Annotated in this window: 14 protein-coding genes; 5 read left to right on the top strand and 9 right to left on the bottom strand. The window is 63.2% G+C overall.

Annotation, left to right across the window (positions count from 1 at the left end):
- Positions 1–122 precede the first annotated feature (122 nt).
- The 4 genes from sufC to ACOJSI_RS12690 form a co-directional block, all read right to left on the bottom strand.
- On the bottom strand, positions 123–971 hold the full coding sequence (gene sufC, locus ACOJSI_RS12705; protein ID WP_420138664.1) for a Fe-S cluster assembly ATPase SufC: 849 nt from the start codon (positions 969–971) through the stop codon (positions 123–125).
- A 132-nt stretch (positions 972–1103) separates the two neighbouring features.
- Positions 1104–2567, bottom strand: coding sequence for a Fe-S cluster assembly protein SufB (sufB, locus tag ACOJSI_RS12700; protein ID WP_420138663.1), 1464 nt, complete (start codon positions 2565–2567; stop codon positions 1104–1106).
- A gap of 2 nt (positions 2568–2569) precedes the next feature.
- Entirely contained in the window at positions 2570–3064 is a 495-nt protein-coding gene (locus ACOJSI_RS12695; RefSeq protein WP_420138662.1) for an SUF system Fe-S cluster assembly regulator, read from the bottom strand.
- 132 nt (positions 3065–3196) lie between these two features.
- Positions 3197–4681 carry a S10 family peptidase gene (locus tag ACOJSI_RS12690; RefSeq protein ID WP_420138661.1) on the bottom strand — a complete coding sequence of 495 codons (1485 nt, stop codon included), beginning with the start codon at positions 4679–4681 and terminating at the stop codon, positions 3197–3199.
- Between the two features lie 112 nt (positions 4682–4793).
- On the opposite strand from ACOJSI_RS12690, the gene ACOJSI_RS12685 reads away from it, so the two are divergent.
- Together ACOJSI_RS12685 and ACOJSI_RS12680 are read left to right on the top strand one after the other, a co-directional pair.
- The gene (locus tag ACOJSI_RS12685; RefSeq protein WP_420138660.1) at positions 4794–5054 is read left to right on the top strand and encodes a hypothetical protein; all 261 of its coding nucleotides are present in this window, start codon (positions 4794–4796) and stop codon (positions 5052–5054) included.
- A gap of 173 nt (positions 5055–5227) precedes the next feature.
- Positions 5228–5776: a hypothetical protein gene (locus ACOJSI_RS12680; protein WP_420138659.1), complete on the top strand. Its 549-nt coding sequence runs from the start codon at positions 5228–5230 to the stop codon at positions 5774–5776.
- 49 nt (positions 5777–5825) lie between these two features.
- Here the strand turns inward: ACOJSI_RS12680 and ACOJSI_RS12675 are convergent, their stop codons facing one another.
- Positions 5826–6548 (bottom strand): extensin family protein, encoded by a 723-nt coding sequence (locus tag ACOJSI_RS12675; protein ID WP_420138658.1) that lies wholly within the window; start codon positions 6546–6548, stop codon positions 5826–5828.
- Between the two features lie 67 nt (positions 6549–6615).
- Between ACOJSI_RS12675 and ACOJSI_RS12670 the strand changes: the two genes are divergently transcribed.
- The gene (locus ACOJSI_RS12670) at positions 6616–7479 is read left to right on the top strand and encodes a class I mannose-6-phosphate isomerase (RefSeq protein WP_420138657.1); all 864 of its coding nucleotides are present in this window, start codon (positions 6616–6618) and stop codon (positions 7477–7479) included.
- Positions 7480–7553: 74 nt separating this feature from the next.
- Here ACOJSI_RS12670 and ACOJSI_RS12665 read toward each other — a convergent pair whose 3' ends face one another.
- Positions 7554–10160 carry a TonB-dependent receptor gene (locus ACOJSI_RS12665; RefSeq protein WP_420138656.1) on the bottom strand — a complete coding sequence of 869 codons (2607 nt, stop codon included), beginning with the start codon at positions 10158–10160 and terminating at the stop codon, positions 7554–7556.
- A gap of 283 nt (positions 10161–10443) precedes the next feature.
- Between ACOJSI_RS12665 and ACOJSI_RS12660 the strand changes: the two genes are divergently transcribed.
- Entirely contained in the window at positions 10444–11901 is a 1458-nt protein-coding gene (locus tag ACOJSI_RS12660; protein ID WP_420138655.1) for a hypothetical protein, read from the top strand.
- 118 nt (positions 11902–12019) lie between these two features.
- Here the strand turns inward: ACOJSI_RS12660 and rpsI are convergent, their stop codons facing one another.
- The 3 genes from rpsI to ACOJSI_RS12645 all read right to left on the bottom strand — a co-directional run bounded on the left by rpsI (position 12020) and on the right by ACOJSI_RS12645 (position 14379).
- Positions 12020–12589, bottom strand: a complete 570-nt coding sequence (gene rpsI / locus ACOJSI_RS12655; RefSeq protein ID WP_420138654.1) for a 30S ribosomal protein S9 — start codon at positions 12587–12589, stop codon at positions 12020–12022.
- Positions 12589–13068: a 50S ribosomal protein L13 gene (gene rplM, locus ACOJSI_RS12650; RefSeq protein ID WP_420138653.1), complete on the bottom strand. Its 480-nt coding sequence runs from the start codon at positions 13066–13068 to the stop codon at positions 12589–12591. Before rplM ends, rpsI begins: the two co-directional genes overlap by 1 nt.
- Before the next feature lie 270 nt (positions 13069–13338).
- Positions 13339–14379: a COX15/CtaA family protein gene (locus tag ACOJSI_RS12645; RefSeq protein WP_420138652.1), complete on the bottom strand. Its 1041-nt coding sequence runs from the start codon at positions 14377–14379 to the stop codon at positions 13339–13341.
- 83 nt (positions 14380–14462) lie between these two features.
- On the opposite strand from ACOJSI_RS12645, the gene ACOJSI_RS12640 reads away from it, so the two are divergent.
- Positions 14463–14930, top strand: a complete 468-nt coding sequence (locus tag ACOJSI_RS12640) for a Fur family transcriptional regulator (RefSeq protein ID WP_420138682.1) — start codon at positions 14463–14465, stop codon at positions 14928–14930.
- The last annotated feature ends 5 nt before the right edge of the window (positions 14931–14935 follow it).

Below are 14935 nucleotides of genomic sequence, written 5' to 3'. Positions count from 1 at the left end.
CGGGCTCGATGCCCGCGAGCCTGAATTTACGCGGAAAGCGGTTCTATTGCGCCGCAGACGCGACGCGCCCCTCTCTCCATCTCTCCCCCATAAGGGGGGAAAGAGTTTACGTGCTACGCTGATCACGCCGCGATCTCCGCATAGCCTTCCGCTTCCAGCTGATGGGCCAGTTCGGGGCCACCGGACCGCACGATGCGACCGCCGGCGAGGACGTGGACGAAGTCCGGCCGGACGTAATCGAGCAGGCGCTGATAATGGGTGATGAGCAGCACCGCCTTGTCGGGCTTGCGCATGATCGTGTTGATGCCCGCGCCGACGGCCCGCAGCGCGTCGATGTCGAGCCCGCTATCGGTTTCGTCGAGGATGGCGAGCCTGGGATCGATGATCCCCATCTGCACCATCTCGGCGCGCTTCTTCTCGCCGCCCGAAAAGCCGACATTGACCGGACGCTTGAGCATCTCCGCATCCAGCCCGAGCGCGCTTGCCTGCGCGCGCGCCAGCTTCAGGAAGTCGCCGCCGGACAAGGGCTCTTCGCCGCGCGCCCGCCGCTGCGCGTTCAGCGCCTCGCGCAAGAATTGCAGGTTCGACACGCCGGGGATTTCGACCGGATATTGGAAACCCAGGAACAGGCCCGCGGCGGCACGCTCGTGCGGCGCCAGCTCGAGCAGGTCCACTGGCCCCGCATCCGTTCGTGCTGAGCTTGTCGAAGCGCCGCCCTGTTGTGCGACATCTGCCGAAGCCAAAGACAGCCCTTCGACAGGCTCAGGGCGAACAGTGCTGGGCTGGAAGGTCACCGATCCCTCGGTCACGTCGTACCCGGGCCGCCCGGACAGGACGTAACCGAGCGTCGACTTGCCGGCGCCATTAGGTCCCATGATCGCATGGATCTCGCCAGCGTTGAGCGAGAGCGAGAGGCCCTTGAGGATCGGCTTGCCATCGACTTCGGCGTGAAGGTTTTCAATTTTCAGCATCTTAATTTCCGAAATCCGCGCTCATCATATTTGCGTGGTCACCCCGGACTTGAGCCGGGGTCCCACTCGCTTCCCCTGCCGCAGAAGACGCGGGATGCCGGATCAAGTCCGGCATGACAGGGCCAGGGATGGTCATCCAACCGATCCTTCAAGGCTGATCCCCAGCAGCTTCTGCGCTTCGACCGCGAACTCCATCGGCAGCTGCTGCAGCACTTCCTTGGCGAAGCCGTTGACGATCAGGGCGACCGCGGCCTCCTGATCCAGGCCGCGCGACATGGCGTAGAACAATTGGTCGTCGCTGATCTTGCTGGTGGTCGCCTCATGTTCGATCTGCGCGGTCGGGTTGCGCACCTCGATATAGGGCACGGTATGCGCGCCGCAGTCGGAGCCGAGCAGCAGGCTGTCGCACTGGGTGAAATTACGGACGTTTTCGGCGGTCGGACCGACCCGTACCAAGCCGCGATAGGTGTTATCCGATTTGCCCGCCGAAATGCCCTTCGACACGATCGTCGAGCGGCTGCCCTTGCCGAGGTGGATCATCTTGGTGCCGGTGTCGGCCTGCTGATGATTGTTGGTGACGGCCACCGAATAGAATTCGCCGATGCTATTCTCGCCCGCGAGCACGCAGCTCGGATATTTCCAGGTGACGGCGCTGCCGGTTTCGACCTGCGTCCAAGATACCTTGCTGTTCCGGCCCTGGCAGAGCGCGCGCTTGGTGACGAAATTGTAGATGCCGCCAATGCCGTTGGCATCGCCGGGATACCAATTCTGCACGGTGGAATATTTGATCTCCGCATCGTCGAGCGCGACCAGTTCGACCACGGCGGCGTGCAGCTGATTCTCGTCGCGCATCGGCGCGGTGCAGCCTTCGAGGTAGGACACGTAGGCGCCCTTGTCGGCGACGATCAACGTGCGCTCGAACTGACCGGTATTGGCCGCGTTGATGCGGAAATAGGTACTCAATTCCATCGGGCAGCGCACGCCTTCGGGCACGTAGACGAAGGTGCCGTCGGAGAAGACCGCCGCGTTCAACGCCGCGAAATAATTGTCGTGGATCGGCACGACCTTGCCGAGCCATTTGCGGACGAGATCGGGAAATTCCTTCAGCGCCTCGCTGATTGAGCGGAAAATGACGCCCGCGCGTTCGAGCTCTGCGCGGAAAGTCGTCGCGACGGAGACGCTGTCGAATACCGCGTCAACCGCGACCTTGCGGCTGCCCTCGACGCCGGCGAGCATCTTCTGCTCCTCGATCGGGATGCCGAGCTTCTCGTAGACACGCAGGATTTCGGGATCGACCTCGTCCAGGCTGCCAAGCTTCGGCTTTTCCTTGGGCGCGGCGTAATAATAAGCGTCCTGATAATCGATCGGCGGGATGTTGAGCTTGGCCCAGTCGGGCGATTCCATCGTCAGCCAATGGCGGTACGCCTTCAGCCGATAATCGAGCATCCACTCCGGCTCGCCCTTCTTGGCCGAGATGAAGCGGACGATGTCCTCGTTCAGCCCCTTGGGCGCGAATTCCTGCTCGATGTCGCTGGTGAAGCCCCACTCGTAGGTCTTCTCGACGGCCGCATAGGCCTCGGCATTCTTGGTAGCCATGATTATACCTGCACCGTTCTGGCTGAGCCTGTCGAAGCCCTGTTGTTCACATCGTCCGAAGCGAAGGACAGCCCTTCGACAGGCTCAGGGCGAACGGGTAATTGCGCCAAGCTCGCCAAACTCACGCCCGCCAGCGCGCCGCGCATCGCATCATTGACCGCGTTCCAGTGCGGCTTCACCTGACAGGTCTTCTCGACCGCGCAATCGTGACGGCCATGATCGACACAGGTCGTCATCGCGATCTTGCCCTCGACCGCCTCGACGATGTCGGCGAGGCTGATATCCGATGCGTCCTGTGCCAACCGAAAGCCGCCGCCACTGCCGCGGGACGACACGATCAGCCCTGCCGCAGCCAGCCGCCCGACCAGCTTTTGCGCGGTCGGCAGGGGGACGCCCGTTTCCTCCGCCAGGCAGGTCGCGCTCAGGCGCGCGCTGTTACGTCGCACCGCAGCGGCGAGCATCACGACAGCATAATCGGCGAGGTTGGACAGACGCATCAGCTTCTAATCGGATCGATTCACTCCGATTAGGCACATGGTCGCTCACGTGGCCTGGGTCAACCCACCACCACCCCTATTTCACCGTTGTTAACGTGCCCGCCGGGAACGCTTCGTCTGCCTGCGGCGGCCTTACTTCGAATACATCGCCATGGCGTCGCGGCGGAACTCCTGCGCGCTTTCGCCACGGCTGTAGAACATGTGGCCGCCCGCATAGAGGTTCAGGTTGACGCGCTGTGCCACGCCGAAGCTCGGCATCTGATCGATGATCAACCGGCTGGCGAAATAGGGGCAGGACAGGTCGTCCATGCCGTGGGCGATCACCACCTGCATTTTCGGATCGTTGGCAATCGCCTTGCGCAGATCGGCAACCGGTGAATCGCTATTGTCGCGATCCCAGGCGCTGTTCACGTCGTAGGACAGCAGATTGTAGCGCGCATTCACTTTCCAGCCGACCTGATTGGTCATCAGGTCCACTGCAGCGCTGGTGGTAGGCGCAATGATCGCATCCAGGATAGGATCGTTCGACCGCTGATCCGCCGCGCCGGGAAAGGGATCATAGGCGGTGACGTTGGAATCGTAGATCGACCCGATCTTGCCCTCGCGGCGGTGGATTTCCCGCAAATAGGTGCGAATATCGATCCGCCCCTCGCTGCGCCGGACGAGCGCGGGATCGAGGCCGGTATAAGCGGAGACCTTGGCGGTCAGCCGTTCGATCGCCTGCGGGTCGGATCGGCCGCGGAACAGATCGGTCGCGAACTCGCCGCGATCATAGGCTTCCACTTCGGCCAGCGAGGCGGGGCTCGAAAGCTTGCCCTGCCGCTCCAGATTGGCGGCCGCCATTGACGGCAGCGAGACCATATAGGGGAGGGGCGACAGCGCATTGTCGTCCCCGTCGACCGCTTGCGGGTTCAAATAAGGGGACACCATCGTAATGCCGTTCAGGCCGACCCCGAGCCGGCTCTGCAGATAATAAGCGACGCGGGGCACGCGGTAGCCGCCATAGCTTTCGCCCACGAGATAATGGCGCGACGTCATGCGGCCATTCTTGTTCAGCCAGTCGAAGATGACCCGGCTGAGATATTCGATATCGGTCTTGGCCGTGTAGAAGTCGCGCTTGGTATCGGCGTCCTCCTCCAGCGTACGGCTAAAGCCGGTCCCGATCGGATCGATGAACACCAGATCGGTGAAATCCAGCCAGCTGTTCGGATTGTCCCGCGCAACCGCGCTGTCGGAGGGTGCATCCCCCTGCGCGCCGAATTGCACGCGCTTCGGCCCGATCGCCCCTAGGTTCAAAAAGGCGGATGCCGCGCCCGGCCCGCCATTGAAGGCAAAGGTGACGGCGCGGCCGGCGCCGCGATTGGGAACGGTATAGGCGGTATAGACCACCTCGCCGATCTTCTTCCCCTTCGCATTCTCCACAGGGATCGTTCCGACAGTGACGTCGTAGGACAAGGCCTTGCCGCCGATGACGGCGCTTTGCCGCACCGTCTTGTCGGCGGGCAGCGGCGTAGGTTCGATCTTGTCGGCGGACTTTTCATCCGCGGCAAGCGCGGGGGCGGACAGCGTGGGTGCGGACAGGGCGAGGAACAGGGCAGCGAACAGCAGGTGGCGCATGGCGGGACGAAAACCTCAAGGATCAGCTAGAATTACCATGTTCGAGCGTTTGATGCGGAGCAAGCAGGAACGGCCGGCCGCAACCGTCGTTGTGCAACCGAGGAGACGGGGAATGAACCAGGACAGCTCGCAAGACCACGACAATCCGGACGATCTGCAGCAGCCCGCCGTGCGGCGTGCGCTGGATGCAGGTGACATCAAGGCATTGCAGAACGATCCCAGCGACGAGGATGCCAAGCTGGAGATCGAGCTCGACGAGACGTTCCCCGGATCCGACGCGCCATCGAGCACGCAGCCCGGCAAGGGCAAGGATCCCGCTCCCTCGTCCGGCTATGATCCGGAGGAAGAAGCCCGACTTGCCGGAGAGCATTGAGGGCGAGCTGCGGCGCGTCTCGTCGCAATTTTGTCATCTGTTGCAATAATGACATGTTGCGCCGCAACACGATCCATGATTCTCTACCGTCAGAGCTAGCGACACAGGGTTAACGGCCCGGTAAGCATCGGCACGTTACCACCCTGCGTTCTTCTCTTTGATGGGAGGGCGAGATGGGCGTTCAGATGAGACCGGCCGATGGCGCAATGTCCTTGGCGGAAATGAAGGAATTTGCCGGCTTCTCAGCAGCGACACAGCGTTATGTGCGCCGCTCGCTCGATATCGGCTTGGCCCGGCAGGACGCGATGGCCTTGTGGTCGCGCGACGTCGTGGAGGCCGCCAGCATTAAGGCCCAGTCGCGCATCTACGCCCGCCTCGATCAGATCCGCGACCATCTTCCCGATGATAGCGGCCTCGATCAGATGGAGCCCTTCTTCTCGCCGCTGGTCACGATCACCGCGTTCGATCTGGGCCAGGGGCGCCTGACGAGCTTCGCCTCCTACCGGTTTCTTTACGAGCGGCTGATCGGCGGCGGGGTACGGCCCTGGTTGCCGGGCGCCTTCTGTGCGGCGGCTGCGCTGCCCCACCTCCATCCGGAGAAGCGGCGCATCCTCCTCCAATCGATCAGCGAGGCGGCGGCGACGGCGCCCGGCTGGTCCAGCCGCCAGCCCTGTTTCTTTCCGGAATGGGTCGACAAGATCGAGCAGCCGCTGCCGCATTAAGCGTCTGTCGGTCCTGACGCGAGGTCGATGAGGCTGATGGCGGTTTGGCTTAGTGACAGGCCGTCCATAGGCCGCCGCGCCGGGCTTCATCCAAATGGAAATGGTCGCGGTGCGCGGCATTGTAATCCGGCGAAAGGGTGGTCGCGAAGATGCGGCAGGCACCGTCCCGAACATCATGGAGGAACTGGCCGGACGGGCCATCCCGGTTCCAATCAGCTGCAACTGTAATACGGCGTCCATCGCTGAGCACGAAACCGGCAATGTCGATCGCGCGGGCGCGGCTATGTTCGCTCCAATTGCCGGTATTGCGCCCATACATCCGGCGGCAGGCATAGGTGCCGAAATGATCAATCCGGGTGACCCGTGTGCGAAAGTGCTGCTCGGCGGCAGGCTGTACGACGCGCCGCTCCCATAGGACCAGGGCGGCCGCCACCGGACAGGCCAAAGGGGGTTCATCGGGCGCATAAAGCGCCGCGCCGCGCCGCTTTTCGAGCGCTATGCCGTCGTCGAAGCCGCACATATTTTGCTGGCGAACCGGCAAGGCGCGGTGGGCGATCCCGGCCTCGTTGAGCAGGGTGCGGCAGGCGGCGCCCTCCAGCTGGGCGATCTTGCCGGCCGTGGCCCGACCTACCGGCGCGTCGAGGTCGAGCGGGGTCCAGGGCAGGTCCTCCGGCGCGAGGTTCGGAAGCAGATAGACGAGGATCAGCGCCACGCCGGTCGATGCGATCAGCGCCAGCATCAGCAATCGCCGCATCGTGCGCAGGAACGTCATCGCTTTCCCCGACGTTCGACGGCATGAGGCGTTCCGTAGCGCTCACTTTATCCCGGGAGACTGAAACATGCCTGCCACCCGCCTGACCATCAAGCGCGTCGAAAAGCCGTGGGGCCGACGCGATCTCTGGCCCGCCTTCGATCCCGTGCCGGAAGGTGGCGCGCCGATCGGCGAGATCTGGTTCGAAGTGCCCGGCGAGCAGGACGGCAGCACCGACGGACCGGCGCTGCTGATCAAATATCTGTTCACGAGCGACAGGTTGTCGGTTCAGGTCCACCCCGACGACGCGACCGCCCAGAAGCAGGGCTATCCGCGTGGCAAGGATGAAGCCTGGGTGATCCTGGCCGCCGATCCGCACGCTTCGATCGCGATCGGCACGCTGCACCCGATGACGCGGGACGAACTGCGTGCGGCGGCCGAGGACGGCTCGATCGAACATCTGCTGGATTGGAAGGCAGTCAAGAAGGACGATTCCTTCTATACGCCCGCTGGAACGGTCCATGCCATTGGGCCTGGGCTGACGCTGATCGAAGTGCAGCAGAATGTCGACCTGACCTATCGCCTCTACGATTATGGCAGTTCGCGCGAGCTGCATCTGGATGCGGGCGTCGCCTCCAGCAATCCGGTGCCCTATGTCGCGCCGTACAAGCCGCACGCCATTGCCGAAGGGCGTACGATCCTCGCGGACGGGCCGAAGTTCGTGCTGGAGCGCTGGAGCGGCGGCGGCAGCGGCACGTTGAAGAGCGATGGGCGGCCCTTGTGGCTCGTGCCCATGTCCGGCGGCGGTCAGATCGACAATGGCCCGCTGGAAGCCGGCGGCGCATGGCTGGTGACGGGCGACGTTCCGCTCACGCTGTCTGACGATGCGGATATGCTGGTCGCCTATCCCGACTCCGGCGTGATCGAGCCGCTGTGGGATCCGGCTGGCTGAGCGCAGCCCGCGGACGCGGACAAAAGAAAGGCCGCCGGGCGAACCCGGCGGCCTTTTTTGTTGGTCTGCGGCGATCAGAAGTGGACGGTTGCGTCCAGGCCGAAAGTACGCGGCGTGTTGAAGTTGCCGTAGTCGCCCAGAATGTTGCTGTTGTTACCGACCAAGACGATGTTCGGCACGCCCGCTGCGGCTGCCGTCTGCACGGCCGGCAGGCTGTTCGACGGGTCGCGGCGATACACATAATGCTTGTTGAACAGGTTGCGCCCCCAGATACCGAAGGTGACCTTCTGGTTGCCGCTGCCCAGCTGCACGTCCGCGAAGGAGATGCGGCCGTTCACGATGAACGAGGCATCGGCCTTGGTTGCGAACTGATCGAACGCCTGGGTGGCTTGTGCGTAGTTGGCGTCGAGGTGGAACCGGACCGACGCGTCGCTGTTGCCCAGCGGCAGCTTGTAATCGATCGATCCGCTCGCGGCGTTACGCGGCGTGAACACGATGTAGAACTTCTGGTTCACCGTGGTCGCGTTGCCGGTCGGTACGCCCGCCGAGGTGAACTCGCGGTACGTGACGGGCACGGCCGGGACGTTCGTATAGGTGTAGGCGTAGGAGGCGTTCAGGGTCAGGCCCTCGACCGGCGCCACCGTCAGATCGGCTTCGATACCGCGGATCTTGGTGTTGCCCGGCGCATTGAACGTGACCAGGTTGTTGAAATTGCCGGTCGCTGTCGGCTGGATCGTGCTCAGGTCGACCTGGCTGTCCTTGCGATCCATGATGTAGCCGGCGATGTTGAAGCGCGCGCGGTGGTTCCAGAAGTCCGTCTTCAGACCGACTTCATAGCTCTTCACGTCTTCAGGGTTGAACGCCTGGTAATTGGACGTCCGTGAGCTGGCGCCACCGGCGCGATAGCCGGTCGCATATTTCGCGTAGCCGTGGATCGTGTCGCTGAAATCGTAGGCGACGGTGACCATCGGGTTGAAGCGATTCCAGGTCTTGTCGAGCGGCTTGTAGCCGTTCGCCGTCGCGGCGGCGGTGTTCGTCTGATAATTGATGTTGCGCGAGTAGGTGAGGATGCCTTCCTTCTTGTCCTTGGTGTAGCGGCCGCCTGCGGTGATGTGCAGCGCGTCGGTCGCGTTCCAGGTCAGCTGGCCATAAGCGGCGTAGCTACGCGAGCGAACTTCCGATGCGCGGTCGATCGAGCAGCCATTGACCGCTTCGCCGACGAAATCAGGCGTCGACCCGGTGCAGAAGGGGATCGGGACATAGGTCGCGCCGGTGACGACGCCGTTGTTGACGGTGGCGATCGCGCCCATCGAGTTGGGGGTCGCGGCGTCGTCGCTGACGCGCTCGTTGAAATAATAGAGGCCGGCGACGTAGTCGATGCTGCCAACCGTGCCGACCGCCTGGAATTCCTGGCTGAACTGATCCTGGTGAAGATCGGCCAGGCTGTAACGGCTGAACCCGCAGGGCGCGGCCGCGGTGCAGGCGGCCGTGAGATTCACGACGGGGACGCGATGCGCTCCGCCGGAATTGTCCCACTGCTGCACATCGACACCGCGCCAGGCGGTGATCGAGCGCAATTCGATTTCGGGCGAGATCTTCCACTTGAAGGTGTTGGTGAAGCCGTGCGTCTTGTCGACGCTCTTCTTCTGCGGAACGCCGATGTCGGCGGTACGCATCAGGGAATCGCCGTTCACGACAACACCGGGAAGCAGCGGCTTGATCGTGCCGGATGTGCCGGTGAAGGCCGTGCCGGGCAGGGTGCAGGCGCTGCCCGCCGGGATGGCAAGCGGTGCGGCATTGGTGCCGCCGCTCAGGCAGCCGGCGGGATTGTAGTTGAGCAGCTGGCTGTAGAAGGGCGTGTTTTCATCGCGCGCGACGTCCGCGGAAAAGTCGTTGGTGATGCCGTCGATCGGCTGCCAACGGACCGTGCCGCGCAGGCCCTTACGATTGAAATAGCCAAAGCCGGCCTGACCCTCGAGCGGGTTCTTCGTCACGGCATCCTGATGCTGAATGACGCCGTCAATCTTGACCGAGAAGTTGGCGACCGACGGCAAATCGAGGTGAATGCCGCCGTTATAGGAGCCGAGATTGCCGATGCCGCCGTCGATGCGGCCGCCAAACACGCCCGTCGGCGCCTTGCTGACGATCGAGAGCGCGCCGCCTTCCGTGTTGCGGCCGAACAAAGTGCCCTGCGGGCCCTTCAGCACTTCGACACGCTCGACGTCGAACAATGCCGCGTTCAAGCCGTGCTGGCGGCCGAGGTAGACACCGTCGATATAGACGCCGACACCCTGTTCGCGCGCCGGCTGGTTGGCGTCGAGCGGAACAATGCCGCGGATGCCGATCGTCAATGCCGACTGGCGCGCTTCAAACGTGGCGACGCGCAAGCTGGGGACGGCGCCGTCGGCGAGGTCGTACAGGCTCTGGACGTGGCGATCCTTGATCTGCTGTGTGTCGACGACGCTGATCGAGACCGGTGTCTTCTGAAGATTGGTTTCGCGCTTGGTGGCCGTGACGACGATTTCGTCGAGCCCCTGCATGCCTTCCACTGCCGGCGCATCGGCTGCCGGAGCCGGATCGGCGGCAGGCGCGGCGGGCGCTGCATGTGCGCCAGATGCGATGACGGCCGCCAATGCGCCTCCCAGCAGGAGTCGCAGGCGGAAGCCTGAAGAAGTACGCATGTTCGATTGCCCCTTAGGTGTAGGATCTCTGATCCCGTTGGGGCCGCAGCTAGCGGGTGAATGCGACAGAGATGTTACAAAGAGCGCAACTGCAACAGCGACTCGCCGGTAATGTTACAGTTTCCATGAAATTGTAATGTTACGGTCATAATATTGATTGAAATGCTGATATGGGAAGGTTTGTCCATCACGTCGTGAACACCCGCCCGTCATCACATAAGTGTCATAAAAGCTCTCTAGTTCTGCCGTGCCTGCTCGCGAAAGCGGCCTGGAGGGTTAGCGAATGCGCCGTCGTCAAACGCTGCTTGTCGGTGCGGGGCTGGGTGCCCTGGGGCTTGCCGCTTCCCCCGCTTCTGCAAAACCCGTACATCACGTGCCGACCCCGGACAGCTCGAATACGGCGCTTCTTAAGCAGATTCAGGCGCTGCGGCAGCAGGTGGCGGATCTCGCCGCCCGCCTGAATGCCACCGAGGCGGCGCAGCGGCAGACCACCGCCACCGTCACAACCGCCCAATCGGCGGCGAGCGCCGCGGCAACGCAGGCCGTTCAAGCGCAGTCGGCCGCGAGCGCGGCACAGACGGCAGCGAACAACGCCGCGACGGCGGCGGCGAAAGCGGCACCGGCAGCAGCGAAAACGGAGCTGGCGACCTTTATCAAAGACAAATGGTGGGATTCGACCACCATCTCCGGGCGGATGTACTTCAATTTTTCGAACATCCAGGACAAGGTCAATGGCGCGAAGCCAACCGGAGCGGGATCCCTCAACGGGACCGGCTTCAACATCAAACGCTTCTATCTTGGTGTAGATCATACATTCAGCCCGGTGTTCGCGGGCAATCTGACCATGGACGTATCCAATGTGGTCGGGCAGGTGAACAATGCCAACTTCACCTCGACCGGCACGCCCGAGGGCACCAACCTTCCTGCACTGGTCGGGAAGGGCTTCTACATCAAGAAGGCCTATCTTCAGGCGAAGCTCAACCCCGCGTTGATCATACGCCTGGGTGCCGCCGATCTGCCGTGGGTTCCCTTCTCCGAGAGCGCTTATGGCTATCGCCACATTGAAAATACGCTGATCGACCGTACCAACTTCGGCATCTCGGCGGATTGGGGCGTGCATGTGCTCGGCGATTTCGGGCAGGGGCTGGTCAGCTACCAAATCTCGGTCGTCGACGGGGGCGGCTATCGTAATGTCAAAGTGACGCGATCGGTCGACGTCGAAGGGCGCGTGTCGGTCAATTATCACGGATTCTATGCCGGTGCCGGCGGCTATGCTGGCGACCGCGGGAATAATGTCGAAGGCACGCCGACCCCGCACAAGGCTACGCGCGCAAACGCGTTGGTGGGTTACAAGAACAAGCTCCTCAACGCCGGCGTCGAATATTACCACTCCCGGAATTGGAACAACGTCACCACCGTCGCGACCGACACGACCGATGGCTATAGCCTGTTCGGCAATGTGAACTTCGCGCCGACCTGGAGCATATTCGGGCGCTACGACTGGGTGAAGCCGACTCAGACGACCAACGACAATCTGAAGGATCAATATTACAACTTCGGTGTCCAATGGGAGCCGGTGAAGCTTGTGGACCTGGCGCTCGTCTACAAGCATGAGGCGGTGGATAACGGCATCTTCGGAACGCAAAACGGCGTGATCGGCGGCCCCAACCCGACGGGGCTGCTGACCGGCGGCCATGGCAGCTACCGAGAGATCGGTCTGTTCGGCCAGTTCCGTTTCTGATCGGCCACAGCAGGGCGCAGCGCGGCAAAGCCAGATCGCCCCCGTGATCGCTCCGGCAGAAACGAAAAAGGCGGCCCCTTGCGGGACCGCCTTTCGCTGCCTGTTGAAGGCGAGACGCTTAGCGCTTCGAGAACTGGAAGCTGCGGCGGGCCTTCGCCTTGCCGTACTTCTTACGCTCGACGGCGCGGCTGTCGCGCGTCAGGAAGCCTGCTGCCTTGACCGGCGCACGCAGCACCGGCTCATAGCGGGTCAGAGCCTGGGCGATGCCGTGCTTGACCGCGCCGGCCTGGCCGGAAAGGCCGCCGCCGGTGACGGTTGCGATCACGTCATATTGGCCATCACGCTCGGCAACGCCGAACGGCTGGTTGATGACGAGGCGCAGCGTCGGACGCGCGAAATAGATTTCCTGGTCGCGACCGTTGATCGTGATCTTGCCCGAACCGGGCTTGATCCAGACGCGGGCAACCGCATCCTTACGACGGCCGGTGGCATAGGCACGGCCCTGCTTGTCGATGATCTGCTCGCGCAGCGGCATCGGCTCGGGCGCGGGGCCGGAATTGGAAACGACCTCATCGGTGCCAGCGTCCGCAGACGCAGCCGCGCTGGCGGCCGGTGCGGCCGGAGCCGCAGCAGCAGCCTGGCCGGTGAGGTTCGCCAGATCGGCGAGAGACTGACGGGTGTCGGACATTATGCGCCCACCTTGTTCTTGCGGTTCATGCCCGCGATATCCATCGGCTCGGGCGACTGTGCTTCATGGTCGTGCTCGGCACCCTTGAAGATGCGCAGGTTGCGCATCTGGGCGCGGCCGAGCGGGCCGCGCGGGATCATCCGCTCGACGGCCTTCTCCAGCACGCGCTCCGGGAACTTGCCGTCCAGCACCTTGGCCGCCGTGACGCCCTTGATGCCGCCGGCATAACCGGTGTGCTTGTAATAGACCTTCTGCTCGACCTTGCGGCCGGTGAACCGCACCTTGTCGGCGTTGATCACGACAACATTGTCGCCGCAGTCGATATGCGGCGTGAAGCTCGGCTTATGCTTGCCGCGCAGGATGTTGGCGATGATCGATGCGACGCGGCCGACAACCAGCCCCTCCGCATCGATCAGATGCCATTTCTTTTCGACCGTCGACGGCGTCGCCGACTTGGTCTGCTTCGAGAGCGCCCTCATGGACATGACCTTATGATGTGGGGCGGTCCGCTGCGGGCCGGCCCTAAAAACAATCGCGCCGCCCCAAGACCGTGATCGTCCCAGGCTTTGCCTGGGGCGTGAATCAAGGTCACCATTGATGAGAGCCCGATTCACGTCATCGGCGCAGCGCAGAACGCTTCGCCTCAAACGATCGGGCTCTTGACGGCGCCGACGGGCGGCCAAATGCGTCGTGAGCCCAGAAAAGTCAAGCAAATCCGGGCCAAATTCGTGTGGTATTATGATACCTGTCTAAATGCGGCGCGCCTGCCGTGGTGTTCCAATACCATGTGCCGCCCAGATCATCGCCGCCAGCAGCAGCGCCGCGGTTGCCTGATGGGTGACCGCGATGGGCAAGGCCACGCCGCTCAGGAGGGTTTCGATCCCCAACGCGATCTGGATGAGGACCAGCGCGACGATCGTCAGCGCGCGGAGCGGGCGGCCGGCGCGATAGGCGGCATAGGCCAACAGCATGACGGCGATCGCGACCGCCCACGCCCACCATCGGTGCTGGAACTGCACCACGACAGGATTGGAGGACAGATTGAAGCCAAGACTTTGGCCGGATGCCCAACCGCCCGCCGGGAACAGGCTGTCCCCCATCTTAGGCCAGGATGCGAACGCATAGCCTGCCCGCAAGCCCGCTGTGAACGCACCGAGAACGAGCTGCAATGCCAGCGCCAGAATCGCGAGGAACGCCCAGAAGCGCAGCTTCACATGGCGCACACCCCGCGAAAGCGCCAGAAGGTCGAGAGCCGTCCAGATCAACACGGCGTAGATCAGCATGGCGGCCAGCAAATGGATGGCCAGCCGGATATGGCTGACTTCGGTGCGCACCTCGAGCCCGGATGCTACCATCCACCAGCCGATCAGCCCCTGCAGCCCGCCGAGCGCGAAGATCAGGATCGTGCGCCAGCCGAACCCCTTGGGGATCCAGCGCTTCCACCAGAAGACCACCAGGATGATCAGCAGCACCGTACCGATCGTCCGCGCCAGCAGCCGATGGATATATTCCCAGAAATAGATGTGCTTGAAGGCCTCCAGCGACATGCCCGTATTGAAGGCATGATATTGCGGAATGGCCTTGTAGCCATCGAACGCGGCCTGCCATTGCGCCTCGTTCAGCGGGGGGAAGACGCCCAGCAGCGGATCCCATTCGGTGATCGACAGTCCCGATTCGGTCAGCCGGGTAATGCCTCCCACCACCACGATCGCGAAGACCATCGCCGCGACGATGAAGAGCCATAGAGCCAATAAGCGGGGGCGGGGCTGAAGGCGGGAAGGGCGTGCCACCGGAGCGCTATGGCGCGGCGGGCGCTGCGGCGCAATCGGGGGGCAAACTTGTGGCAGGAGCCGGTCCGGCCTATCTGGGAAGCATGGCGCATACGCACGATCACAGGATTGCCGACGGCGCGGAGCTTGCACTTCAGGCGCAGCACGCGCTTGAAAAGGCGGGAGAGCAATGGACGCCGATGCGCGCGAACGTTTTCGCCGCTTTGGCCGCGTTCGGGCGGCCCGCCTCCGCTTATGATGTCGCTGAGTCGATATCCCGATCGGAAGATCGGCGCGTCGCGGCCAATAGCGTCTATCGCATTCTCGACCTGTTCGTGGCGAAGAATCTCGCGCAGCGGGTCGAAACGGCTAACGCCTATGTGGTCAACGCGCATCCGGCGTGCCGCCACGATTGCATTTTCCTGGTCTGCGACGGTTGCGGAGAGACGACGCATATCGACGACGACGTGCTGACGGACAGCGTGCGCCGCGCCGCCGACCGTGCGGGCTTCACGCCCATTCGTCCCGTTATCGAGGTTACCGGCCGCTGCCATAACTGCGCGGCCAACTGACCCGC

Source organism: Sphingomonas sp. (assembly GCF_048595155.1).
Lineage (GTDB): Bacteria > Pseudomonadota > Alphaproteobacteria > Sphingomonadales > Sphingomonadaceae > Sphingomonas_I.
Note: the sequence above shows the minus strand (reverse complement) of the source record. Positions and strands in the feature narration are given on the sequence as shown.

What these genes read in the sequence shown, in the direction of transcription:
- ACOJSI_RS12690 (WP_420138661.1), bottom strand. Translation starts at nt 4,681, where the DNA reads ATGCGCCACCTGCTGTTCGCTGCCCTGTTCCTCGCCCTGTCCGCACCC.
- sufB (WP_420138663.1), bottom strand. Translation starts at nt 2,567, where the DNA reads ATGGCTACCAAGAATGCCGAGGCCTATGCGGCCGTCGAGAAGACCTAC.
- ACOJSI_RS12685 (WP_420138660.1), top strand. Translation starts at nt 4,794, where the DNA reads ATGAACCAGGACAGCTCGCAAGACCACGACAATCCGGACGATCTGCAG.
- ACOJSI_RS12695 (WP_420138662.1), bottom strand. Translation starts at nt 3,064, where the DNA reads ATGCGTCTGTCCAACCTCGCCGATTATGCTGTCGTGATGCTCGCCGCT.
- ACOJSI_RS12660 (WP_420138655.1), top strand. Translation starts at nt 10,444, where the DNA reads ATGCGCCGTCGTCAAACGCTGCTTGTCGGTGCGGGGCTGGGTGCCCTG.
- ACOJSI_RS12670 (WP_420138657.1), top strand. Translation starts at nt 6,616, where the DNA reads ATGCCTGCCACCCGCCTGACCATCAAGCGCGTCGAAAAGCCGTGGGGC.
- ACOJSI_RS12675 (WP_420138658.1), bottom strand. Translation starts at nt 6,548, where the DNA reads ATGACGTTCCTGCGCACGATGCGGCGATTGCTGATGCTGGCGCTGATC.
- sufC (WP_420138664.1), bottom strand. Translation starts at nt 971, where the DNA reads ATGCTGAAAATTGAAAACCTTCACGCCGAAGTCGATGGCAAGCCGATC.
- ACOJSI_RS12665 (WP_420138656.1), bottom strand. Translation starts at nt 10,160, where the DNA reads ATGCGTACTTCTTCAGGCTTCCGCCTGCGACTCCTGCTGGGAGGCGCA.
- ACOJSI_RS12680 (WP_420138659.1), top strand. Translation starts at nt 5,228, where the DNA reads ATGGGCGTTCAGATGAGACCGGCCGATGGCGCAATGTCCTTGGCGGAA.
- rplM (WP_420138653.1), bottom strand. Translation starts at nt 13,068, where the DNA reads ATGAGGGCGCTCTCGAAGCAGACCAAGTCGGCGACGCCGTCGACGGTC.
- ACOJSI_RS12640 (WP_420138682.1), top strand. Translation starts at nt 14,463, where the DNA reads ATGGCGCATACGCACGATCACAGGATTGCCGACGGCGCGGAGCTTGCA.
- rpsI (WP_420138654.1), bottom strand. Translation starts at nt 12,589, where the DNA reads ATGTCCGACACCCGTCAGTCTCTCGCCGATCTGGCGAACCTCACCGGC.